19 protein-coding genes, 1 tRNA gene and 1 pseudogene are annotated in these 22,173 nt (G+C 61.7%); 12 read left to right on the forward strand and 9 right to left on the reverse strand.

Translation table 11 applies throughout. The features are described from left to right. Positions 1 to 16 precede the first annotated feature (16 nt). The gene (locus LB559_RS02865; RefSeq protein ID WP_224672990.1) at positions 17 to 913 is read left to right on the forward strand and encodes a DMT family transporter; all 897 of its coding nucleotides are present in this window, start codon (positions 17 to 19) and stop codon (positions 911 to 913) included. Between the two features lie 35 nt (positions 914 to 948). Here the strand turns inward: LB559_RS02865 and LB559_RS02870 are convergent, their stop codons facing one another. Together LB559_RS02870 and parC are read right to left on the reverse strand one after the other, a co-directional pair. After that, on the reverse strand, positions 949 to 2,163 hold the full coding sequence (locus LB559_RS02870) for an AI-2E family transporter (protein ID WP_224672991.1): 1,215 nt from the start codon (positions 2,161 to 2,163) through the stop codon (positions 949 to 951). Positions 2,164 to 2,415: 252 nt separating this feature from the next. Further along, positions 2,416 to 4,668 carry a DNA topoisomerase IV subunit A gene (gene parC, locus LB559_RS02875; protein ID WP_024504699.1) on the reverse strand — a complete coding sequence of 751 codons (2,253 nt, stop codon included), beginning with the start codon at positions 4,666 to 4,668 and terminating at the stop codon, positions 2,416 to 2,418. Between parC and LB559_RS02880 the strand changes: the two genes are divergently transcribed. Next, complete coding sequence (locus LB559_RS02880; RefSeq protein WP_127423385.1) at positions 4,624 to 4,893, forward strand: hypothetical protein; 270 nt, start codon at positions 4,624 to 4,626, stop codon at positions 4,891 to 4,893. The two genes, parC and LB559_RS02880, sit on opposite strands and share 45 nt — an antisense overlap. A gap of 103 nt (positions 4,894 to 4,996) precedes the next feature. Then, positions 4,997 to 6,187 (forward strand): hypothetical protein, encoded by a 1,191-nt coding sequence (locus LB559_RS02885; RefSeq protein ID WP_224672992.1) that lies wholly within the window; start codon positions 4,997 to 4,999, stop codon positions 6,185 to 6,187. Positions 6,188 to 6,299: 112 nt separating this feature from the next. On the opposite strand, the gene aspS is transcribed toward LB559_RS02885, so the two are convergent. Further along, entirely contained in the window at positions 6,300 to 8,090 is a 1,791-nt protein-coding gene (gene aspS, locus LB559_RS02890; RefSeq protein WP_224673104.1) for an aspartate--tRNA ligase, read from the reverse strand. Between the two features lie 194 nt (positions 8,091 to 8,284). Between aspS and LB559_RS02895 the strand changes: the two genes are divergently transcribed. The 3 genes from LB559_RS02895 (at position 8,285) to rnd (ending at position 11,200) form a co-directional block, all read left to right on the forward strand. Then, positions 8,285 to 8,653 (forward strand): hypothetical protein, encoded by a 369-nt coding sequence (locus LB559_RS02895; RefSeq protein ID WP_224672993.1) that lies wholly within the window; start codon positions 8,285 to 8,287, stop codon positions 8,651 to 8,653. 75 nt (positions 8,654 to 8,728) lie between these two features. Further along, positions 8,729 to 9,973, forward strand: a complete 1,245-nt coding sequence (locus LB559_RS02900) for an MFS transporter (protein WP_224672994.1) — start codon at positions 8,729 to 8,731, stop codon at positions 9,971 to 9,973. Positions 9,974 to 10,048: 75 nt separating this feature from the next. Further along, positions 10,049 to 11,200 (forward strand): ribonuclease D, encoded by a 1,152-nt coding sequence (gene rnd / locus LB559_RS02905; protein ID WP_063167751.1) that lies wholly within the window; start codon positions 10,049 to 10,051, stop codon positions 11,198 to 11,200. 55 nt (positions 11,201 to 11,255) lie between these two features. On the opposite strand, the gene LB559_RS02910 is transcribed toward rnd, so the two are convergent. Genes LB559_RS02910 through guaB form a run of 3 tightly spaced genes read right to left on the reverse strand, consistent with a single transcriptional unit; the run spans position 11,256 to position 13,789 of the window. Further along, positions 11,256 to 11,675 carry an MAPEG family protein gene (locus LB559_RS02910; RefSeq protein ID WP_127371346.1) on the reverse strand — a complete coding sequence of 140 codons (420 nt, stop codon included), beginning with the start codon at positions 11,673 to 11,675 and terminating at the stop codon, positions 11,256 to 11,258. A gap of 37 nt (positions 11,676 to 11,712) precedes the next feature. After that, the gene (locus tag LB559_RS02915) at positions 11,713 to 12,336 is read right to left on the reverse strand and encodes a hypothetical protein (RefSeq protein WP_013532285.1); all 624 of its coding nucleotides are present in this window, start codon (positions 12,334 to 12,336) and stop codon (positions 11,713 to 11,715) included. After that, positions 12,287 to 13,789 carry an IMP dehydrogenase gene (gene guaB / locus LB559_RS02920; protein ID WP_013532286.1) on the reverse strand — a complete coding sequence of 501 codons (1,503 nt, stop codon included), beginning with the start codon at positions 13,787 to 13,789 and terminating at the stop codon, positions 12,287 to 12,289. Before guaB ends, LB559_RS02915 begins: the two co-directional genes overlap by 50 nt. 307 nt (positions 13,790 to 14,096) lie before the next feature. On the opposite strand from guaB, the gene LB559_RS02925 reads away from it, so the two are divergent. After that, a complete protein-coding gene (locus LB559_RS02925) occupies positions 14,097 to 15,515 on the forward strand; it encodes an MFS transporter (protein ID WP_224672995.1) in 1,419 nt (472 codons plus the stop codon). A gap of 109 nt (positions 15,516 to 15,624) precedes the next feature. Here the strand turns inward: LB559_RS02925 and LB559_RS02930 are convergent, their stop codons facing one another. Next, positions 15,625 to 16,371 carry an RlmE family RNA methyltransferase gene (locus tag LB559_RS02930; RefSeq protein ID WP_224672996.1) on the reverse strand — a complete coding sequence of 249 codons (747 nt, stop codon included), beginning with the start codon at positions 16,369 to 16,371 and terminating at the stop codon, positions 15,625 to 15,627. Between the two features lie 22 nt (positions 16,372 to 16,393). After that, complete coding sequence (locus LB559_RS02935; RefSeq protein ID WP_127388348.1) at positions 16,394 to 17,752, reverse strand: Ppx/GppA phosphatase family protein; 1,359 nt, start codon at positions 17,750 to 17,752, stop codon at positions 16,394 to 16,396. 316 nt (positions 17,753 to 18,068) lie between these two features. On the opposite strand from LB559_RS02935, the gene LB559_RS02940 reads away from it, so the two are divergent. From LB559_RS02940 to LB559_RS02960, 5 genes are all read left to right on the forward strand, one after another. After that, complete coding sequence (locus LB559_RS02940; protein WP_127368310.1) at positions 18,069 to 19,001, forward strand: lysylphosphatidylglycerol synthase domain-containing protein; 933 nt, start codon at positions 18,069 to 18,071, stop codon at positions 18,999 to 19,001. A 176-nt stretch (positions 19,002 to 19,177) separates the two neighbouring features. Then, positions 19,178 to 19,251: transfer RNA gene (locus tag LB559_RS02945), tRNA-Gln, on the forward strand. A gap of 161 nt (positions 19,252 to 19,412) precedes the next feature. Further along, positions 19,413 to 19,679: a hypothetical protein gene (locus LB559_RS02950; protein ID WP_127368311.1), complete on the forward strand. Its 267-nt coding sequence runs from the start codon at positions 19,413 to 19,415 to the stop codon at positions 19,677 to 19,679. A 241-nt stretch (positions 19,680 to 19,920) separates the two neighbouring features. Beyond that, on the forward strand, positions 19,921 to 20,250 hold the full coding sequence (locus tag LB559_RS02955; RefSeq protein ID WP_127368312.1) for a hypothetical protein: 330 nt from the start codon (positions 19,921 to 19,923) through the stop codon (positions 20,248 to 20,250). A 514-nt stretch (positions 20,251 to 20,764) separates the two neighbouring features. Continuing rightward, entirely contained in the window at positions 20,765 to 21,742 is a 978-nt protein-coding gene (locus tag LB559_RS02960) for a hypothetical protein (RefSeq protein ID WP_127384549.1), read from the forward strand. A 24-nt stretch (positions 21,743 to 21,766) separates the two neighbouring features. Here LB559_RS02960 and LB559_RS02965 read toward each other — a convergent pair. Next, positions 21,767 to 22,137 (reverse strand): annotated as a pseudogene (locus tag LB559_RS02965) (IS5 family transposase); the annotation flags it as partial. Between the last annotated feature and the right edge of the window lie 36 nt (positions 22,138 to 22,173).

Raw genomic sequence — 22,173 nt, forward strand, 5'->3', positions numbered from 1 at the left:
TTGCGAAAGTTCCTGCATGTCCTCTCACCATGACCACCAGAAAGGCCTTTTGATAACCGCCATCGGCGGGCTGACGCTGACTGTCGACATACCGTTGATCCGGCTCGCCGACGGCGGCGCATGGACGATCATGCTGCTACGCACCGGCACCACATTCGTCGCGGCGATGGTCATCTGGTCGATCTGGCGGGCATTGAGCCGAAATGCCCCGCCACTCATCCCCGGCTGGTCCGGACTGATCGTGGCGATCTGCTACGGGCTGACCGGGATCACCTTCGTCACCGCCGTCTATCACACCTCGACCGCCGACCTGGTGTTCATCCTGGCCTTCAACACCGTGTTCGCGGGGTTGCTGTCCTGGATATTCCTGCGCGAGAGGCCGCGGCTGGTGACCATCGCGGCGATGCTGATCATGATCTTCGGCGTGCTGGTCATCGTCGGCGGTTCCGTCGGCACCGGCAAGCTGTTCGGCGATTTCATGGCGCTCTGCTCGGCCTTCTTCATCGCCGTGGCCATCACGATCTCGCGCGCCAGTGGCAAGGACATGGGATTCACCTCGCTCGTCGGGGTGCTTCTGCCGCTTGGGCTGGCGGCCTTCATGGTGACAGGCGAAGGCTTTCACGTGAACGCGCCATGGTGGATCGTCTTCAACGGCGCCATCATAATGCCGATCTCGTTCTTCTGCCTTGCCGCCGGGCCGAAATACATTTCAGGACCGGAAGTGGCGATGTTCTACCTGCTCGAAACGGTGCTGGCGCCGGTCTGGGTGTGGATGATCTTTGCCGAGGCACCGACCCGCAACAGCCTGATCGGCGGCGGGATCCTGATCGTCACGCTCGTCGCACACTCGCTCTGGCAGCTGCATGAAGGGCGTAAGCGCCGGGTCGACTTCGCGGTGCATCACCCGGTCTAGCGACAATTCGGCTTACGGCGCAAAGCCGGTCGTTATCAGGCGCTGGCTTTCTTCGCCGCATTGGATTCCGGCAGGACCTCGATCTGCGGACCGGACTCGATTTCGGCCGCCGAATCGGCGGCCGTCTCGTCGGCCAGCTCCACTTCGCGCAGCCATTCGCGCCAGATGGCCACGAGCAGCGCCATAAGCACCGGGCCGATGAACAGGCCGAGGAAACCCATAGTCTTGACGCCGCCGATCAGGCCGAAAAAGGTCGGCAGGAAGGGCAGTTTTATCGGCCCGCCGACGAGCTTCGGACGCAGTGTCTTGTCGACGATGAACAGCTCGACCGCCCCCCAGAGGAACAGTGCCAGCCCGGCCATCGGCGAGCCGCTGGCGGCGAGGTAGATCGAGACCAGCGTGAAGGACAGCGGTGCGCCGCCGGGGATCAGCGCCATGACGCCGGTCAGGGCGCCAAGCGTGACCGGCGACGGCACGCCGGCCAGCCAGTAGGCGATGCCCAGCACCAGCCCCTCGCCGATGGCGATAACGGTCATGCCGGTCACGGTCGAGGAGATCGTCGCCGGCACGACGCGCGAAATCCGCTCCCATCTGGTCGGCAGGATGCGCTCGCCGAGACGGTCGACCTGGCCCGCAAAGTGCTCGCCGTCGCGATAGGCGAAGAACAGCGCGATCATCATGAACAGCAGCGTCAACAGCAGGCCGAAAGCACTGCCGCCTGCGGCCAGCACGCCGCGATAGATGCTGCCGATATTAGCGCCGCTGACCAGCTGGATCAGCTCACCAATGCCGCCGGGATGGCCGAAATTGGTGGTCCACTGTTCGTTCAGCCACTCGCCCACGACAGGCATGGTGGCGATCCAGTGTGGCGTCACCGCGCCGTGGCGGTTGGTCTCGATCGCCCAGGCGACCCATTCGCGGACCTCGTTGATCGCATAGGTGCCGGCGAGCGCGATCGGGATCACCAGGAAGGCGAGGATGAACAGGATGGCGAAGGTCGCGGCGATGGTGCGGTTGCCGCCGACCGCGACAAGCAGGCGGCGGTAGAGCGGCCAGCTGGCGAAAGCGATGACGAGCGCCGCCAGCACCGGAAACAGGAAGCCGTGGAAGAAATAGACGCCGGCGGCAACGATCAGCACCAGCAGCCAGCGTGCCGCCGACAGCGGCGGGATGACGGCTGCCCTGAGCGGCGTCGACAGGCCGAAGAGGCGCTGCTGCCGTTCCGGTTTCTGGATCTTCGCTTCCTTCAAACGCCTGGCTCTCCCAAACACCCCTCCTGTCTATGCACTGATATAGTGCAGCAATCGTGACGATAGTCCAAATGAGATGGGCGCGTCTCTTCCTTCTCCCCTTGTGGGAGAAGGTGGATCGGCGCGACAGCGCCGAGACGGATGAGGGGTGCGTGACGGAGTGAGGCGTTGGTGTTCCCTGGAGCACCCCTCATCCGACCTCGCTTCGCGAGGCCACCTTCCCCCACAAGGGGGGAAGGAAAAGGCGCGTAGCTACCCAAATTTCCCCGTCCTCGGGAATCCCTTCGGCACCATGCGTCCGGCTGAAGCCCTGGCGCCGATCCATTCGGCCAGTTCCTCACGCGACCTTGTGAAGGTGCGGTCGGCTGAATCCTGCCAGGAAAGGCCGCTCTCAAGCGTGAACGGCTTGAGATCGAGGAGGCCGCCGTCCTTGTATTTCTGCAGGCGCACGCCCTTGCCGCGGCCCATCTCCGGAATCTCTGCGAGCGCGAACACCAGCATTTTGCGATTCTCGCCGACGATGGCGAGATGGTCGCCGGTGACCGGGATGCAGCGCTTGGCTTCGTCCGGCGCCTTGACGTTCATCACCTGCTTGCCCTTGCGGGTGTTGGCAACGACTTCCTCCTCCGGCACGATAAAACCGTTGGCGTCGTGCGAGGCCAGCAGCAGCTTGCGCTTCGGATCGTGAACGAAGGCGGTGACGATGTCCTGGTCATTGTCCATATCGACGATGATGCGGATCGGCTCGCCATGGCCGCGCCCGCCAGGCAGCCGGTCGGCGCCGATGGTGTAGAACTTGCCCCCGGTGGTGAAGACCAGTACCTTGTCAGTGGTCTGCGCATGGAAGGCGAGCTTGAGGCTGTCGCCCTCTTTGAAGGTCAGCGTCGAGAGATCGGCCAGATGCCCCTTCATCGCCCTCAGCCAGCCCTTTTCCGAGACGACGACGGTGACCGGCTCGCGCTCGATCATGGCATGGGCGATGTCGGTCAGATCATGCTCGGGCGCGTCGGCGAACTGGGTGCGGCGCTTGCCGAGCTCGGTCTCCGGACCGAACTTGTCGCGGATGTTGGTGACTTCCCACTTGATCGTCGCCCACTGCTTCTCGTTTGAAGCAAGCAGTGCCTCGATCTGCTTTTTCTCCGCGCTCAGGCCGTCGAATTCCTTGCGGATCTCGAATTCTTCAAGCTTGCGCAGAGCGCGCAGCCGCATGTTGAGGATGGCTTCGGCCTGGGTGTCGGTGAGCGACCAGCGGGCCATCATGACCTGCTTTGGCTCATCCTCCTCGCGGATGATCCTGATCACCTCGTCGATGTTGAGGTAGGCGATCAGGTAGCCGGCAAGTATCTCCAACCGTCTTTCAATTTCGCCGAGGCGATGTTTCGAGCGGCGGACCAAAACCTCGCGGCGGTGCTCGAGCCACTCCTGCAGCACGCCCTTCAGCGACAGCACGTTGGGCACCTTGCCGCGCGACAGCACATTCATGTTGAGCGGGAAGCGGCTTTCGAGCTCGGTCAGCTTGAACAGCGATTCCATCAGGATGCCGGGGTCGACCGAACGGCTCTTCGGCACCAGCACGACGCGGACGTCCTCGGCGCTTTCGTCCCTGATGTCCTCGAGCAGCGGCAGCTTGCGCGCCATCAGCAGCTCGGCGATCTTCTCGATCAGCCGCGCCTTCTGCACGCCGTACGGGATTTCGGTGACAACGATGCTCCAGGTGCCCCTGCCCTGGTCCTCCTGGAACCACTTCGAGCGCACGCGAAAGCCACCGCGACCGGTTTCGTAGGCTTCGAGGATCGAGGCGCGGCTGTCGACGATGATGCCGCCGGTCGGGAAATCCGGCCCCTGGACAAAGTCCATCAGCTTCGCCACCGGCGCGTCCCGGTTTTCGATCAGGTGAAGTGCGGCATCGCAAAGCTCGGCGGCGTTGTGGGGCGGGATCGATGTCGCCATGCCCACCGCAATGCCGGACGAGCCGTTGGCCAGCAGGTTCGGAAAGGCGCCGGGCAAAACCACCGGCTCCTCGTCTTCTTCATTGTAGGTCGGCCGATAATCGACGGCATCCTCGGTGATGCCGGACAACAGTTCGGTCGCCACATCGGTCATGCGCGCTTCGGTGTAGCGCATGGCGGCGGCGTTATCACCGTCGATGTTGCCGAAATTGCCCTGCCCGTCGACCAGCGGATAACGCATCGAGAAATCCTGCGCCAACCGCACCAGCGCGTCATAGATCGACTGGTCGCCATGCGGGTGGAACTTGCCCATCACCTCGCCGACGATGCGGGCGCATTTGGCAAAGCCCTGATCGGGGTTGAGCCGCAGCAGGCGCATGGCGTGCATGATGCGGCGATGGACCGGCTTCAGTCCGTCGCGCACATCGGGCAGCGCCCGGTGCATGATGGTCGACAGCGCATAGGCCAGATAGCGCTCTTCCAGCGCCTTCTTCAGATCGACCGGCTCGATGTGATCGCCACCGCCATTTTCAGGCGGCAAAAGCCTTTTTCCCATGGGCTCGGACTAGCCGAGCGGGTGATTCGCGGCAAGAGCCCGACGGAGATACCGGCCTTTCTGCAACATGAAACCATACCCCAGCGGATGTCGGCCAACATCAGCCTGTTACATGCGGGCTCTATCGCCAAGCGCGACGATATCCGGCTATCGGCTCTTCATGACAAATTCACCGGTTTGCGCAAAGACGGTGGGATCGGGTTTGCCTTTCACCGCGATTTTTGACCAATGTGCCGGGACACGCCTTTTTCCGGTCCAGTTCGTCACGGAATGGTGATGGCGCAAATAATTGAAAAAACAATTTCAGGACACTCTCAGGGACCTTGCGATGACAATCAAACGCTCAATTCTCAAGAAACTGGCTTTTTCGACCTTCTTGCTCACGCTGCCGCTGAATGCGGCCCTCGCACAGGATACGGCAGTGGCCGACCGGCTGAAGGCAGCGCTTGTCGCACAAGGTGTCGACATCACCTGGACCGGGGTGACCGGCGACAACACCAGCATGGTGCTGCAGGGCGTTGCCATCAAACCGGCGGCGGAGAAGGAAGCGCTTCCCATCGGCGACGTCAAACTCGAAGGCGTGACCGAGGCAAATGGCGGCTATGACATCGCCACCGTATCAACGGCTGCCTTCACACACAGCAAGGACGGCGTCACCCTCGACCTCAGCCCCTTCGTCATCCACGACATGACAGTTCCGGCCGACGGTTCCACCGGCCCGCTGGGCTCGCTGATGATGTACAAGTCCGCCGAACTCTCGAACATGACCGTCAAGGTCGCCGACAAGACCGCCTTCTCGATGGACGGGCTTGCCATCGAAATCACGCCGCCGGCGGACGGCAAGGCGATGGAATTCACCGCAACCACCGAAAAATTCAATGCCGACCTGACGCTGGTGGACGATCCCAAGTCAAAGGAAGTCATCAACGCGCTCGGCTACCAGAACATCGCGGGCAACCTCGAAATGGCCGGCACCTGGCAGCCCACGGACGGCAAGATGGAACTGTCGAAATACGACATCTCGGTCGAGAATGCCGGCACGCTCGGCATGACCTTCGATCTCGGCGGCTACACGCTGGACTTCATCAAGTCGCTGCAGGAAATGCAGAAGAAGATGGCGGCACAGCCGGAAGGCGCCGACAATTCGGCGCAAGGCATGGCCATGCTCGGCCTGTTGCAGCAGCTTTCGTTCAACAGCGCCTCGATCCGCTTCGACGACGATTCGCTGACCAACAAGGTTCTGGACTATGTCGGCAAGCAGCAAGGCATGTCCGGCAAGGACATCGCCAACCAGGCCAAGGCGATCGTGCCGTTCGGCATGGCGCAGCTCAACAATCCGGAACTGACTGCGCAGGTTACGGCCGCGGTCAGCAAATTCCTCGACGATCCGAAGAGCCTCGAAATCTCGGCCGAGCCGCCGGCCTCGGTGCCGTTCGCGCTGATCATGGCGGGCGCCATGTCCAACCCGCTCGACCTGCCCAAGACGCTCGGTGTCACCGTCAAGGCCAACGAAGACTGATCGAAGCGATCTCAGTATGCGAAAAGCCCGGCAGCGATGCCGGGCTTTTCATTGGGATTAGCGAATCGAAAGAATGGTTCGGGCGGTCTTTAAAGCATCGCCCGAAGCGCGATCAGGCGTCCTTCTTGGGCACGGCAACGCGCAGCGCCAGGTCGCGAAGCTGCTGCGGGCTCGCTTCCGAGGGTGCATTCATCAACAGATCATAGGCCTGCTGGTTCATCGGGAACATGGTGATCTCACGCAGGTTCTTGGCGCCGAGCAGCAGCATGACGACGCGGTCGACGCCGGCGGCCATGCCGCCATGCGGCGGTGCGCCATACTGGAAGGCACGATAGAGGCCGCCGAAGCGCTCCTCGACCGTGGCGCGGTCCAGCCCTACCGTCTCGAACGCCTTGACCATGGTTTCGGGCAGATGGTTGCGGATACCGCCTGAGGCGATCTCGAAACCGTTGCAGACCATGTCGTACTGGAACGCCTTGATGCCGAGCAGGTCCTCGCCATTCAGCGCATCGATGCCACCTTGCGGCATCGAGAACGGGTTGTGGGCGAAGTCGATCTTCTTCTCTTCCTCGTTCCACTCGAAGAACGGGAAATCGACGATCCAGCACAGCTCGAAACGCTCGCGGTCGACAAGGTTCAGCTCCTCGCCGGCACGGGTGCGCGCAGCCCCCGCGAAGGAGACGAACTTCTTCGGGTCGCCGGCAACGAAGAAGGCGGCGTCGCCATCGGCAAGGCCGAGCTGAAGGCGGATCGCCTCGGTGCGCTCCTCGCCGATGTTCTTGGCGAGCGGACCGGCGCCTTCGAGCTTGTCGCCCTCCTTGCGCCAGAAGATATAGCCCAGCCCCGGCTGGCCCTCGCCCTGCGCCCAGGAATTCATACGGTCGCAGAAGGCGCGGCTGCCGCCGGTCTTGGCGGGAATGCCCCACACTTCGGCCTTCGGGTCGTTGGCCAGGATATTGGCGAACACCTTGAAGCCGGAATCGCGAAAATGATCGGAGACGGCCTGCATCTCGATCGGGTTGCGCAGGTCCGGCTTGTCGGAGCCGTATTTGCGCATGGCCACATCATAGGGAATACGCTGGAAGTTCTGCGTCACCGGTTTGCCGTTGGCGAAGGTCTCGAAGACCCCGCGCATGACAGGTTCCATGGTCGACAGCACGTCGTCCTGCTCGACGAAGCTCATTTCAAGGTCGAGCTGGTAGAATTCGCCGGGCAGACGATCGGCGCGCGGGTCCTCGTCGCGGAAGCAGGGCGCGATCTGGAAATAGCGGTCGAAGCCCGACACCATGATCAGCTGCTTGTACTGCTGCGGCGCCTGCGGCAGCGCATAGAAGGTGCCGGGATGGATGCGCGACGGCACCAGGAAGTCGCGCGCGCCTTCCGGCGACGACGCGGTGAGGATCGGCGTCGAGAATTCGGTGAAGCCGACATCGCCCATGCGCTTGCGCATTTCGGCGATGATTTTTGTCCGCGCAATGATGTTCTTGTGCAGCGTCTCGCGGCGTAGATCGAGGAAGCGGTATTTCAGCCTGATATCCTCGGGATAGTCGGGCTCGCCGAACACCGGCAGCGGCAATTCCTTGGCCGCCGACAGCACTTCGATCTCGCGGGCGAAAATCTCGATCTCGCCGGTCGGCAGGTTGGAGTTGGTGGTCTCGGGCAAGCGCGCCTTGACCTCGCCGTCGACGCGGATGACCCACTCGCCGCGTACTGTTTCGGCGACCTTGAAGGCAGGCGAATCCGGATCGGCGACGATCTGGGTCAGGCCATAATTGTCGCGCAGGTCGATGAAGAGCAGGCCGCCATGATCGCGCACGCGATGCACCCAGCCGGACAGACGAACGGTCGAGCCAACGTCGCTCTTCCTCAACTGGGCACAGGTATGGCTGCGGTAACGGTGCATTGTCATTGGTAAAGTCCGGGGTGCTGGGTTGCAGGCCAAGCATCAAGCCCGGCCTCAAAATTTGCGCGAAAAGCGCATGGGAGGCCGGATTTGTCAAGGCAAGCGGCTTCGACAGGACATCCGTTGTAAACTTGGGCGGCACAATGGATAGCGATATCCTCTACCGCTACGTTTACGGCAAATGAGATCAGGATATGCAAAACCAGAAGCTCTTTCTGACACCTCAAGAGCGCAGCCGCATCGTCAACCTGCTTGACGCGGCTCGCATAGACGATTGGGCGCGGTTCAAAGCCCTCTCCGACGGTGACTTTCCGAACGACGAATCGATGCGGGAGCAGTTCGACGGATCGCGGCTCATAATCGACTACGATCGTATCGACCCGGAACAGCAATTCGCTGTTGGCGTAAATCCCGACGGTTTCCGGCTCATCACCGGTCAGTTGCCTCCGCGCGACGATCAACGGCAACAGGTGATCATGACGATCTATAGCAAGAACCTAAACGACGGCCCGTTCATAAGCGTTTGGACCTTCCACGAAGAGTTGGACATATCCTCGCTGTAGTTTGCTGGGAATTGCTGCTGGCGTTGGCCAGGGCGATGGTTCAAGAAGGGATCACCGACACGTGATCACCCATTGATGTCCTCCATCCGCCCGATGATCCCGCTTCTTCTCGCCGCAGGCATCCTGCTAGGCGGCAATGGGCTACAGAGCACGCTGATCGCGCTGCGCGGCGCGCAGGAAGGGTTTTCCGCTTCCGACATCGGCCTGATGGGCACCTTCTACTTCGCCGGCTTCCTTCTCGGCTGCCTGGCCATCACCCGCATCATGAAGGCGGTCGGCCATATCAGGGCATTTTCGGCGCTGGCGGCGATCGCCTCGGTCGGCACTTTGCTCCTGGTGCTGGTCATCGATCCGGTCATGTGGTGCGCGGTGCGCTTTGCCGGCGGTTTCTGTTTCGCCGGGCTGTTCACGATCGTCGAAAGCTGGCTGAATTCCGGCGTCAGCAATCACGATCGGGCACGCGTGCTGGCGATCTACCGGATGGTCGACATCGGTTCGGTGACATCAGCCCAGTTCCTGATCCCGATCTTCGGCGCTGGCGGTTTCGCAATTTTCGCTATCATGTCGATGATGATCACGCTGTCGCTGGTGCCGGTTTCGCTCGGCGACCGCTCCAACCCGACGCCGCCGGAGGAGGTCAAGCTCGACTTGGCGCGCGTCTGGCGGATTTCGCCGCTGGGCTGCTTCGGCTGCATCGCCGTCGGCGTCACCAACAGCGCCTTTCGCACCTTGTCGCCTGTCTATGCCGAGCAAATCGGCATGTCGGTCGCCGATGTCGTCACCTTCGTCAGCGTCGGCATTTTCGGCGGCGCCATCATCCAGTATCCGCTGGGTTACCTTTCCGACCGCTGGGACCGGCGCCGGGTGCTGCTGATGACGACGTGCTGCGCGATGTTTTCGGCGCTGGCGCTGGTGTTCATCGCCGGCAGCAATCCGGCGCTCAACTTCATCTTCATCTTCATCTTCGGCTGTTTCGCCATGCCGCTCTATTCGCTGTCGGCGGCGCATTCCAACGACCGCGCCGACACGGGCGAGTTCGTGCTGATCAACGCGGCGCTGATGCTGTTCTATTCCTTCGGCGCCATTGGTGGCCCGTTCGCCGCCTCGACGGCGATGCAATATTTCGGACCGGGCGCCCTGTTTGTATTCAGCGCGGTGGTCTATGCGATCTTCATCGCCGTCATCCTCTACCGCATGCAGGCCCGGTCCGGGGTGCCGGCGGGCAGGCGCGGCCGCTTCATTGCGCTCCTGCGCACTTCGACGGTTTTCGCGCGGCTGGCCAGGAGAAACGGCGATTCCGACGGTCCGGGAACCTCATGATGGCGGTGCCAAAGCTTGACGAAAGCCCCGGCGGCTGAAATCTAGGAAGACCTTACTCCTGCCAAAAGCGATTTGATGCACGTCATCACCACCCAGAAAGAACTCGAGACCGTTCTCGCCGCTTTCGAAAAGTCGGATTTCGTCACTGTCGACACCGAATTCATTCGAGAAACGACGTTTTGGCCGATCCTGTGCCTGATCCAGATGGCCGCTCCCGGCGTGACGGCACTGATCGATCCGCTGGCTCCCGATATCGACCTGAAGCCGTTCTTCAGGCTGATGGCCAACGAGGCGGTGGTCAAAGTCTTCCACGCCGCGCGGCAGGACATCGAAATCATCGTCCATCTCGGCGATCTGGTTCCGCATCCAGTGTTCGACACGCAAGTGGCGGCGATGGTCTGCGGCTTCGGCGACAGCGTTTCCTACGATCAGCTCGTGCAGCGCATCACCGGCGCGCGGCTCGACAAGTCGTCGCGCTTCACCGACTGGCGCCACCGGCCGCTTTCCGACAAGCAGCTCGACTATGCGCTGGCCGACGTCACCCATCTGATCGAGGTCTATCAGCACCTCAGCGCCGAACTGGCGCGCGAAAACCGCGCCCATTGGCTCAACGAGGAAATGGAGGTGTTGACCTCGCGCGAGACCTATGATCCGCACCCCGAGGACGCCTGGAAACGGCTGAAGATGCGGCTGCGCAAGCCGCAGGAACTGGCGATCGTGCAGGGCGTTGCGGCGTGGCGCGAGCGCGAGGCGCGCGAACGCGACGTGCCGCGCGGCCGCGTACTCAAGGACGATGCGATCTACGAGGTGGCGCAACAGGCGCCGCGCGACGCGGCAGCCCTTGGCAAGCTGCGCACGACGCCGAAGGGCTGGGAGCGCTCTTCGACGGCAACGGCGTTGCTTGGCGCGGTCAACACCGCCCTTGCCCTGCCCAAGGAGCAGATGCCGAAACTGCCGAAGAGTTTCCAGCCGCCCGAGGGCTCGAGCGCCGCGGCGGAACTGTTGAAGGTGCTGCTGCGGATCGTCGCCGAAAAGGAAGGCGTCGCCTCCAAGGTGCTGGCCTCCAGCGACGACATCGACCGTATCGCCGCCGAGGGCGAGGACGCCGACGTACCGGCCCTGCAGGGCTGGCGGCGCGCGGTGTTCGGCGAGGCCGCGCTCAAGCTGGTGCGCGGCGAGATCGGCATCAAGTTCGACAAGCGCAAGATTGCGGTGTTCGACCTGTAGACGTCCCTCGCGGACTTTCCTTCTCCCCTTGCGGGAGAAGGAAAAGGTGCTCTGCTCAAACCACGCCGAGCAGGTGTAGCGCGAACCAGATCCATCCCAGCAGGAGAATCACCGCACTGACGAAGAACGAGCGGCTGCGCAGCAGCAGATTGTTGCTGGTCAGGTGAACCCAGGCGTGGAAATAGCGCGATGCGACGAAAATCCACATCAGCGCCAGGGTCAAATAGTTGACGCCGTTGGTCAGGTGCAGCGCCAGGCACAGCACATAGAACAGCACCGGCAGCTCGAACTGGTTGGTGAGATTGGCGGAAACGGTAACGCTGGAGGCCGGCTCGGTCGAACGCACCTTGAAATGACCGGGCTTCGCCTCGCCTGACCTGATTGCGCCGTATCTGCGGCGACCCAGGACGCAGTAGACGATGTAGATCAGCAGCACGTGCGCCAGAACAGGCCAGAAGATCGTGGTCTGGTTCACGAAGTTTCCCCTACCCGGCTGAGCTTTGCGCGCGGCATCAGGCCAGGCGTTTCTGGCCTGCCAGCCAGAAGGCGGCAATGACGATCACCGGGATGGCGAAAAGCGCGAATTTGGTGACGGTGAGCGCCGAAGCCAAAGACAGCGAGTCCGGATTCGCCGACAGGAAATCGGACAGAAGCCGCGCTACCGCGATGTTCTGGGCGTAGTCGGCAAGCGTGTAGGGCAGCACCAGGACCAGCGCGAAGATCGACTGCAGCTGCACCGGCTGCACGCGGAAAGCCTTCAATCGCCGGCCGGTGGCCAGGATCAGGCTGACCAGCGTCACTGACAGCAGCGCCGGGAACAACAGATCGAAGGTCAGATAGTGCCAGACGAGAATGATCTCGCCGCCGCGCCGGCCGAGTGCCGTCAGCCAGGCCATGCCTTCGTCCGGAGTGAAACCGAAAATACGCATGTCGAGTGATGGCAAGCCGCCGCTCAACTGGCGGAAGTAGAGGAATTCCATAGCCGTCATGGCGATGAAAACCACCGCCGACAGGAAACAGAGTGCGCCTGCGTGGCGCGGCAGCCGCAGGATCGTTGCCGTCAGGCTCCGCCCGAGCCCGTACTGGTCAGGCTCCGCCGGGATAGTTCGGGCTTTCGCGGGTAATCGTGACGTCATGGGCGTGGCTTTCACGAAGTCCGGCATTGGATATGCGCACAAAGGTGGCGCGCTCGCGGAAATCGGCAAGGTCGCGGCCACCAACATAACCCATAGCGGCTTTCAAGCCGCCCGCAAGCTGGTGCAGCACGCCAGACACAGGTCCTTTGTAGGGAACCTGCCCTTCGATGCCTTCCGGGACCAGTTTCAGCGTGTCGCGCACCTCGGCCTGGAAGTAGCGATCGGCGGAGCCGCGGGCCATGGCGCCGACCGAGCCCATGCCGCGATAGGCCTTGAAGGAGCGGCCCTGGTGCAGATAGACCTCGCCCGGGCTTTCGTCGGTTCCGGCCAGCAGCGAGCCGATCATGGCCGCACTGGCGCCTGCGGCGAGCGCCTTGGCCAGATCGCCGGAATATTTGATGCCGCCATCGGCGATCACCGAGACGCCGGATTTGTGCGCCGTCTCGACCGCCGACATGATGGCTGAGAGCTGCGGCACGCCGACGCCGGCAACGATGCGGGTGGTGCAGATGGAACCCGGGCCGATGCCGACCTTGACGGCGTCGGCGCCGGCGTCGATCAGCGCCTGCGTGCCCGCGGCGGTGGCGACATTGCCAGCCAGGATGCGGACGGAGTTGGATAGTTTTTTCGCCCGCGTGACGGCGTCGAGCACGCGCTGCGAGTGGCCATGCGCGGTGTCGATCACCAGAAGGTCGACGCCGGCATCGATGAGGCGTTCGGCGCGCTCGAAACCGTCATCGCCGACGCTGGTGGCGGCGGCGGCGCGCAGGCGGCCCTGTGCGTCCTTGGTGGCGTGCGGATTGAGCTGCGACTTCTCGATATCCTTGACGGTGATCAGTCCGACGCAATTGCCCTGCCTGTCGACGACCACCAGCTTTTCGATCCTGTGCTGGTGCAGGAGGCGCTTGGCCTCGTCCTGATCGACGTTCTCCTTGACCGTGATCAGGTTGTCACGGGTCATCAGTTCATGGACCTTCTGCGCCGGATCGGACGCAAAGCGCACGTCGCGATTGGTCAGGATGCCGATCAGCCGGCCGATCTTGTGGCCGCCGCTGCCGCCGTTCTCGACCACCGGAATGCCCGAGATCGAATAGCTGCGCATCAGGCCCAGCGCGTCGGCGAGCGTCGCGTCGGGGCCGATGGTGACGGGATTGACCACCATGCCGGATTCGAATTTCTTGACCTGCCGCACCTGCTCGGCCTGTTCGGCCGGCGAGAAATTGCGGTGGATGACGCCAATGCCGCCGGCCTGGGCCATGGCTATGGCAAGCCGCGCCTCGGTGACGGTGTCCATCGCCGCCGACAGGATCGGCACATTCAGGTCGATGTCGCCGGCGATGCGGGTGCGGACATCGGTTTCGCCAGGCATGACCTCGGAATGACCCGGCTGCAGCAGCACGTCGTCAAAGGTCAGCGCCAATGCGCCGGTGGACGTTTCGATGATTTTTGCCATGGCCAGTCCCTTGAACATAAAAACGGTGGGGGAATACAAAAAAGCGCTGGACCGGAATGGACAGCGCCGACTCGTTTCTTCCCTTTCAGGATTGGCGCTGGCTGGTACCACGTCCAAGCACCGATGAAAAGCGGATGATTTCACGCTCCCGGAAAGGTGACTTTCCGGCGAAGGGATGCCACCTGTGGTTGCCGGTCGCACAAAAGTGACAGCAAATTAATGCGACATCCCGGCGAAGGCATGGTAACCGCCCGCCTCAAGGCCGACATGCAACCGGCAACGCAACATTCAAGTTCGGACGCGTTCCTTGAACCGCACCATCCCGCTTATACTGGCGGTCGCCCTTTTCATGGAAAACATGGATTCGACGGTCATCGCGACATCGCTGCCGGCGATCGCCGTCGACATCCACACCAGCCCGATCGCGCTGAAACTGGCGCTGACTGCCTATCTGGTCTCGCTGGCGATCTTCATTCCGATCAGCGGCTGGATGGCCGACCGTTTCGGCGCCAAGCATGTGTTTCGCGCCGCAATCGCGGTCTTCATCGTCGGCTCGATCGCTTGCGCGCTCTCCGGTTCGCTGCCGGCTTTCGTGGTCTCGCGCTTCCTGCAAGGCATTGGCGGCGCCATGATGACCCCGGTCGGGAGGCTGGTGCTGGTGCGCGCGACACCGAAAAACGAACTCGTCGCGGCGATGTCCTGGCTGACCGTTCCGGCGCTGGTCGGACCGCTGGTCGGCCCGCCGGTCGGCGGCTTCATCACCACCTATTTCACCTGGCACTGGATCTTCCTGATCAATGTGCCGATCGGCCTGATCGGCATCTGGCTGGCGACGCGTTTCCTGCCGGAGACCGAACCCGCGCAGACCCCGCCACTTGATTTCATCGGCTTCGTGCTGAGCGGGCTGGCGGCATCCGGGGTGGTGTTTGGCCTGTCGGTGGTCAGCTTGCCCTATCTGCCGCCAATCGTCGGCGTCGCCACCGTAGCGGTTGGCCTGCTGTCGGGCGCGCTGTATCTGCTGCATGCGCGCAACGCCAAAAACCCGCTGCTGGCGCTCGAACTGTTCCGCAACCAGGTGTTCCGCTCTTCGGTGCTTGGCGGCTCGCTGTTTCGCATCGGCATCGGCGCCGTGCCCTTCTTGCTGCCGCTGATGTTCCAGATCGGCTTTGGGCTGACGCCGTTCCAGTCCGGCATGATCACCTTCGTCTCGGCGATCGGCGCCATAGGCATGAAATTCGTCACCGCAATGATCTTCCGCGTCGCCGGCTTCCGCCGCGTGCTGGTCGTCGGTTCGCTGGTCGCCGCGGCCTCGATCGCCATCTACGGCCTGTTCACACCCGACACACCCTATCTGCTGATGCTGGCCATGCTGCTCGTCGGCGGCTTCATCCGCTCGATGTTCTTCACCGGCGTCAATGCGCTCGCCTATGCCGAGGTTTCGGCTGAAGACACCAGCAAGGCGACGCCGATTACAGCCGTGTTCCAGCAGTTGTCGGTCGCGCTCGGCGTGGCGCTGGCCGGCGGAATCCTGGAAGTGTCCACGAGCCTGAACGACAGGTCACTGACGCTGGCGGATTTCCACACCGCGTTCTTCGTCGTCGCGGCGATTTCGGCCGCCGCATCGCTGTCGTTCATGCGGCTGGCGCCCGATGCCGGCAACGCCGTCTCCGGACATGGCCGATTGACGGCGCCCAAGACGTTGGAAACGAGCACGGCGGGGAAGTAGTTCGCTCATGCCTTCTCCCCTTGTGGGAGAAGGTGGATCGGCGCGTAGCGCCGAGACGGATGAGGGGTGTTCCAGCGGAGTGAGACGGCGGCGTTCCTTGGAACACCCCTCATCCGTCGCCTTCGGCGACACCTTCTCCCACAGGGGGAGAAGGAAGATCGCGCCCCTTGAAGTCTTTTGCCAGCAGGTAAAGCTCTACCGATTCGTCGCGCGAGGCCGGCGGCTTGACGTGATGGACGGAGCGGAAGTTCTTCTTGAGCATGGAGAGCAGCTCGTTTTCGGCGCCGCCCTGAAAAGTCTTGGCGAGGAAATGGCCGCCCGGCTTCAGCACGGACAGCGCAAAATCCGCCGCCACCTCGCACAGATGCATGGTGCGGATATGGTCGGTTCGCTTGTGGCCGGTGGTCGGCGCCGCCATGTCGGACAACACGATATCGGGATCCCCACCCAGCGCCTCGGCCAGCTTCTGCGGCGCTGCCGGATCGAGGAAATCCATCAGCAGCACCGGCGCGCCGGGCACGGCGTCCATTTCGAGATAATCGATGCCGATGACATGCGGCTTGTCGGCCGTCGATTTCGTCCGCGCGGCGGCGACCTGGCACCAGCCGCCGGGGGCGGCGCCGAGGTCGATCACCTTCATGCCGGGTTTCAACAGATGATGCTTGTCGTCGATCTCGATCAGTTTGTAGGCCGCGCGCGAGCGATAGCCGTCAGCCTTGGAGCGCTGGACATAGGGATCGTTGATGTGGCGCTGCAGCCAGCGGCGCGACGATTCCTTCAGCCCGCTCTTCTTCTTGATCCGCGTCTTCAGCACACGAATGCTGGCGGATCCTGGTTTTTCCGGTTTCTTGGTCATTGCTTATTTCTTCGGTTCGGGCTCACGCTCTGCCACGCCCATCGTTGCGCCAGACGCCATCATCGGCCATCAGTTCGCTTAAAATACCTTCGCGCAGGCCACGATCGGCGACTCGCAGCCGCTCGGACGGCCACACGGCGCGGATCGCTTCGAGGATAGCACAGCCGGCCAGCACCAGATCGGCGCGATCGGCACCGATGCAAGGGTTGGCGCAGCGCTGCTGGAAATCCCAGCCAACCAGTCTTTCGACCATGCGATCGACGCTGTCGCGGTCCATCCAAAGCCCGTCGACACGGCGGCGATCGTAGCGCTCGAGCTCAAGGTGGACACCGGCCAGCGTCGTCACCGTTCCCGACGTGCCCAGCAGATGAAAATTCGGGCTGGCCTTGAGATGGCTCAGCCGGTCGCGACCGTCGAAGTTGGCCAGCCGGCCGGCGACATCATCGACCATGGCGGCGAAGATCTCGCGCGTCACCGTGCGGCCGCCAAAGCGCTCGGCCAGCGAGACGACGCCGACCGGCAGCGACGTCCACGACACGATGTGATTGGCGAGCCTCGGCGAACGGCGGCCTGCGAGGTCGATGAGCGCGATTTCGGACGAGCCGCCGCCAATATCGAACAGGACGACGCCTTGAGTGTCGCGCTCGACCAGCGAGCCGCAGCCGGACACCGCCAGCCGCGCTTCGGTCTGGCGGTCGATGATCTCGAGCTTCAGGCCGGCCTCGCGCTCGACGCGGTCGATGAACTCGACGCCGTTTTCGGCCGTGCGGCAGGCCTCGGTGGCGATCAGCCGGGCTTTTCTGATCTTGCGGTTGCGCAATTTGTCGCCGCAGATTTTCAGCGCCTCGACCGCGCGGTCCATCGCCGGCTGGCCGAGCCGGCCATTGGCGGTGAGCCCCTCGCCCAGCCGGACGATGCGAGAAAAGGCGTCGATGACGCGGAACTGGCCATGCCGCGTCGGCACGGCGACCAACAGCCGGCAATTGTTGGTGCCAAGGTCAAGCGCCGCAAACACCGGAAGCTCCTGGACCGGCGGCCGACGGGCGCTCTGTTCCGGCCGTGGCACTACAGCGGCGGGCGAGACCGCCGACTCCACCGGTCTGTGGGCCTCCGCCGCCGGGGCACCGGCTTTGCCTGGCGCCGGCGATCGATTCTCCGCGGGACGCGCTTCGTCGCGCGCAAAAACCTTGCGCCCGCGCCTTCGCTTGCGCCGCTTCTTGGGCTTGCCTTTGTGGGGTGCGTCGCCCGCCTGCCCGTCCGCGGAGCGGAGCTCCGTCGGGCGGCGTTGCTGCCAGCTTGCGTTCCCCGGGCCAGCCGACCCCTGGGAAGCGCTGGACACGCCCACCTCCGGCGCGCCGGCGCCGGTGTCGTGGTCTTCCACTGTCGTTCCTTCCGGCGCCGCGCGAACCTATGATGGACGCAGCAGGCGCTTCAGTGTTTTAAGTTGCCGCCAGACTAACAGCGCCGCGCCCGATCACCAAGAGCCGCATGCCGAATTTTGCCGGCAGGCCGCTGACCGCCGTTCCGGCGCGGCCGCTCACTGCGGCAAATCTTGCCGGCCGGCGCTGCGACAAGGGTTCGCGGTTGAATAGCCGGCTTCGATGAGGCATTTCTGAAATGAGCGGAAGAATCCGGCAAAGCCGGCCTCCCACCAGCCACGAAAAGGAAGCGGACCCGCAACGCATGGCAGTCAGGCAATGAACTGGAGACGCTATTTCTGGCCGGTCGTCGGCATCGCCGCCGTGATCTTCTCGCTGCTGCTGCTCTGGCACGAATTGCGCGGCGTTTCGCTCGACGACGTCTGGGACGGTATCACGGCCATTCCGACCCGGGGTTGGGTTCTTGCCGCGCTGAGTTCGATCATCGCCTATGCCTCGCTTGCCGGCTACGACCACATCGCGCTCCTGCATATCGGCAAGCGCGTGTCGTGGCTGTTCGTCACGCTGTGCTCCTTCACCACCTATGCGCTGTCGCACAACATTGGCGGTTCGGTGTTTTCCGGCGCCGTCATCCGCTACCGCGCCTATGGTACCAGGGGCCTGACCGGACAGGATGTCGGCGTGCTGGTGGCGGTCTGCTGGATCACCTTCGTGCTGTCGACGATTTTGGCCTCGGGCCTCGTTCTGGTGTTCGAGCCTGAGATACTCGACCGGTTTTCCGGCATCGCCCATCATGGCCTGTCGGAAGCGGCCGGCATCGCGATGCTGCTGCTCGTCGCCGCCTATGTCTTCGGCAGCTGGCTGCATCTGCGCCCGCTGAAGATCGCCAGTTTTCAGCTCCACTACCCGGCGCTGCCGATCGTCGCGCGGCAACTGCTGATCGGCCCGATCGAACTGCTGGCCGCCGCCGCGATCATCTTCTTTGCCCTGCCCGCAGCCCACAATCCCGGCTACTTCGTCATACTGGGCGTCTTCCTCGTCTCCTTCTCGATCGCGCAGATCTCGCACGCGCCGGGCGGGCTCGGCGTGTTCGAGGTGGTGTTTCTCGCCGGCCTGTCGGACATGGATCCGGTCGGCGTGCTGGCGGCGCTGCTGGTGTTCCGACTGTTCTACCTGATCATCCCGCTGATTCTGGGCCTGGGCGTGGTGCTGTTCTTCGAACGCTCGCAATTCAGCCGGACGGAGGGTTGAGACGCGGGATTGGACTGGGAGCCGCGCGCCGGCATCTGAAGTGCGGCGTCTGAAATCACCTGACGAAACGTGCCATTGAACCACAGAGCAGGCTTGACTATTTTCCGCTGGCGGCTACAAGGCAGCGCTCACAGCGGCTTGCCCGCTCGGCCCGCACGGTTCATGACCGCGCCTGCTGGGGAATAGGTTAACGGTAGACCCACGGACTCTGACTCCGTTAGTCCTGGTTCGAATCCAGGTTCCCCAGCCAGTCCATTTTTTACGGTGAAATCAGGTACTTAACTTTTTTCATTAGCAAGGTGCGTTAGCACCTTTTGTTAGCTCGCGGGCCTGTGGAAATTGCCCTTCCGCCCGACTCTCGACGGTGATTCCGGCCTATAGTCGGCTCCCTTAACGCGAAGGGAGAACGACATGGGCGGCGAAGCTATGCTTGATGACGATAACGGCGCGGCAGAAATCGCTGCTGAATGGGGCGTCGATCTGGACCTACTCAACGATGCGTCTTGGGAACTGGAAACGATAGATGGCAATGACGGCGAGACCTACGGCTTTCTCGTTCGCTTTGATAGGGATACCGATCCAGACCTTTTGGTTTCTCTAGGTGTAGATTCCGGCAGTCTCACAAGAGAGGTTAGCTTGAACGCTTTCGACAAGCCCGATCGTGAGCCGGACGAATGAGCGTGCAGAACTCAGGCGCGGGAGGGCGACATGGAATTTGTTATAGGAATGCTTGTAAGTGGCTTTGTCGTTTGGGTGATCATGCGTCCAGCAGCTAGGGCACATCTGCCTCCAGAGAACGGCAGTCTGCCGAAGGCCGATAGCTGGAAGGACACATATTTTAAGTGCTAGGCAAAGACGAAGGGTTAGTAGGCATGCCAATCTCTGGCTTAATGGACGAAGATCACTTGGATGAGCGGCAATGAGCAACAATCCCGGCAAGAAGGGAAAGCCCGCTCCATGGCAAAAGCGGGCCGCCGAACACCGCGATCAGGCGCTAGAGGAGTATCGGCTCGCAAATAATCCGTCATACGCGGAGTGGTCAAAGCGACGGTCGGAAGCTGCCAGATCATTCAGAAAAGAAACTGGGGCCGATGACTTTTCGAACCGTGATCTTTTCAAGGCCATGAAAGCCGCGTCTGCTCGCTTGCGGGCATGGGACAAGGCAAACCCCTCCCCGACGTCATGGGACGACCACAAGCGGCTGGAAACAGAGTTTGCGGCGCAATATGTGCCAAGGGATTATTCCTAAAGGTCGTCAAGGCGGCATCAAACGATAGGCGGCGAGCGCCGACGCCAAGATGCAAAGGGCCGACAGGATGCCGGCGGCGATTCCAGTCCAATGGGTCCGACTAATCCAACGATTTGTGCCGTCATCGAACTTTGGCCAGTGCTCATCGTCGTAGAGATCATGCCGGGGCTCACGGCCTCATAGATGCGGGCGTGAAAGCTCCAGTTCGCCCAAACAAGGAAGCCGCACAGGAAGGCCAGAAGCAGGCCGGGCACATGCCACCAAAAGACCGAAGGCAGCACCGCCTTCGATAGCCGGTCGTTCTGTGCGAGGAACGCGACGGCAGCGCCATGCGCGAGCAAGAGCGATGCTATCAGCCACCCCCCGTAGTTGGCATTCAGTTGGAAGGCATGGCGCTTGTTCTTTTCGAACTCCTCATAGGTGAGCTTCCGAACCTCAATGGCTTCCCAACGAATCTTGACGGCCGGCCCTGCCTATGGTCGGTTGCGATGGGCAATCTACTTGGGGCAGGTTCATGAATATAAAAGACGCCTATAACGCTGCTGTTCGCTTGCAAGCGAACATTGTTAAAAACAAATTAGTTCAAGCTAGTTTGCAAGCTGGATCGCGGAACACGCCTAAACAGTGGAATTCTGAATTCATACGGCTGTTTGAGGATCTTGATTTCGAGGAGCGTAAATTACTCCGCGAAATCGGACAATACCAAAAATTACTTGAAGTTTATGATATCGCCAAGGAAGATCAAGGTCAGGTGTCCGTATTTGTTGTCCAAAATGCTTCTGAAGCACTTGGCAGAGTTAACGCCTACGTTCAAGCAAACGCTCCCTTTGCTAAGGGTGGAGAGAATCATGGCGCTCAGGATTCAGTCGAAATAACCTTTCCAATTGCGTCATTGAAATCGACAACCTTCGAATTATCAGAAGAGATCGATTGGTTCTTTAAATTATTTAACCGTGTATCTGCTGAATTTAGCGACGAAGAAAAGCCAACGATTATCAGCGTCGATAACGTCGACTTATCAATTGCAGTTGCGATTGATTGGAAATTCCTTCTTGTAATACTTCTTATATGGACGCGGTTCCAGAAATACATGAAGGATTCTCAAGAGATAAAAAGCGCAATTTCTACATTAATCCAGAAAGGCCTTGACGACAAGAAGGCGGACGAACTTGAAAAAGAACTTGAAAAGCAGTCTGACCAAATAATTGATGAAGTAATAAAAGAGTATGAGAAAATTGCCGGACAACAGTCTAAAGCAGGCTGGCAATCATCCTTCACACAATTTGCTCACCATCTTTTCAAGGCTAAAGACAGAGGCTATCGCCTAGAATTCATGGCAGGGCGGGACAGTAACGGGGCACTTCTCGCCGGAAGACCACCAGCCTTTGTAGAGGCTGTTCGAGAACTTAGTTATACGCGCGAGAACGATTGGGGCGGTGCTGGGCGAACTGAATTGCTCAGTAAACCCAAGGCCACGTCGGACGGCACATAATCTGCCAAGGATGAAACTCCGATTCTAGGCCGTAGACTCATAAGCGCGCAGCCACGCCGCACTGAGGCGAGTTGAACCATGGCGAGGAAGTTGCCAGCCAGCTTGTCGTAGCGGGTCGCGATCCGGCAGAAGTACTTCAGTTTGGAGAAGAAGCGCTCGATCAGGTTGCGCTCGCGATAGAGCCGCTTGCTGAAGCAGGGCTTCCAGCGCCGATTGCTCTTGGGCGGGATGTTTGGAGTTGCGCCCCGATCCTGGATCAGGTCGCGGATGCGATCAGCGTCATAGGCCTTATCGGCCAGCACGATAGTGCGCGGACCGAGGTGATCGAGCAGGTGATCGGCGATCTGCCCATCATGCGTTTGGCCTGCTGTCAGGCCAAGCCGGATGGGAAGGGCTTTAGGTCTTCGTTTTTGAAGCGCAACGATGGCTGA

This window comes from Mesorhizobium sp. BR1-1-3, assembly GCF_020165455.1.
In the GTDB taxonomy this organism is placed as follows: domain Bacteria; phylum Pseudomonadota; class Alphaproteobacteria; order Rhizobiales; family Rhizobiaceae; genus Mesorhizobium; species Mesorhizobium ciceri.

Coding starts and splice junctions, on each gene's coding strand:
- parC (WP_024504699.1), bottom strand. CDS start 4,668: ATGGGAAAAAGGCTTTTGCCGCCTGAAAATGGCGGTGGCGATCACATC.
- rnd (WP_063167751.1), top strand. CDS start 10,049: ATGCACGTCATCACCACCCAGAAAGAACTCGAGACCGTTCTCGCCGCT.
- LB559_RS02930 (WP_224672996.1), bottom strand. CDS start 16,371: ATGACCAAGAAACCGGAAAAACCAGGATCCGCCAGCATTCGTGTGCTG.
- LB559_RS02960 (WP_127384549.1), top strand. CDS start 20,765: ATGAATATAAAAGACGCCTATAACGCTGCTGTTCGCTTGCAAGCGAAC.
- LB559_RS02915 (WP_013532285.1), bottom strand. CDS start 12,336: ATGACGTCACGATTACCCGCGAAAGCCCGAACTATCCCGGCGGAGCCT.
- guaB (WP_013532286.1), bottom strand. CDS start 13,789: ATGGCAAAAATCATCGAAACGTCCACCGGCGCATTGGCGCTGACCTTT.
- LB559_RS02885 (WP_224672992.1), top strand. CDS start 4,997: ATGACAATCAAACGCTCAATTCTCAAGAAACTGGCTTTTTCGACCTTC.
- LB559_RS02950 (WP_127368311.1), top strand. CDS start 19,413: ATGGGCGGCGAAGCTATGCTTGATGACGATAACGGCGCGGCAGAAATC.
- LB559_RS02895 (WP_224672993.1), top strand. CDS start 8,285: ATGCAAAACCAGAAGCTCTTTCTGACACCTCAAGAGCGCAGCCGCATC.
- LB559_RS02865 (WP_224672990.1), top strand. CDS start 17: ATGTCCTCTCACCATGACCACCAGAAAGGCCTTTTGATAACCGCCATC.
- LB559_RS02955 (WP_127368312.1), top strand. CDS start 19,921: ATGAGCAACAATCCCGGCAAGAAGGGAAAGCCCGCTCCATGGCAAAAG.
- LB559_RS02900 (WP_224672994.1), top strand. CDS start 8,729: ATGTCCTCCATCCGCCCGATGATCCCGCTTCTTCTCGCCGCAGGCATC.
- aspS (WP_224673104.1), bottom strand. CDS start 8,090: ATGCACCGTTACCGCAGCCATACCTGTGCCCAGTTGAGGAAGAGCGAC.
- LB559_RS02940 (WP_127368310.1), top strand. CDS start 18,069: ATGAACTGGAGACGCTATTTCTGGCCGGTCGTCGGCATCGCCGCCGTG.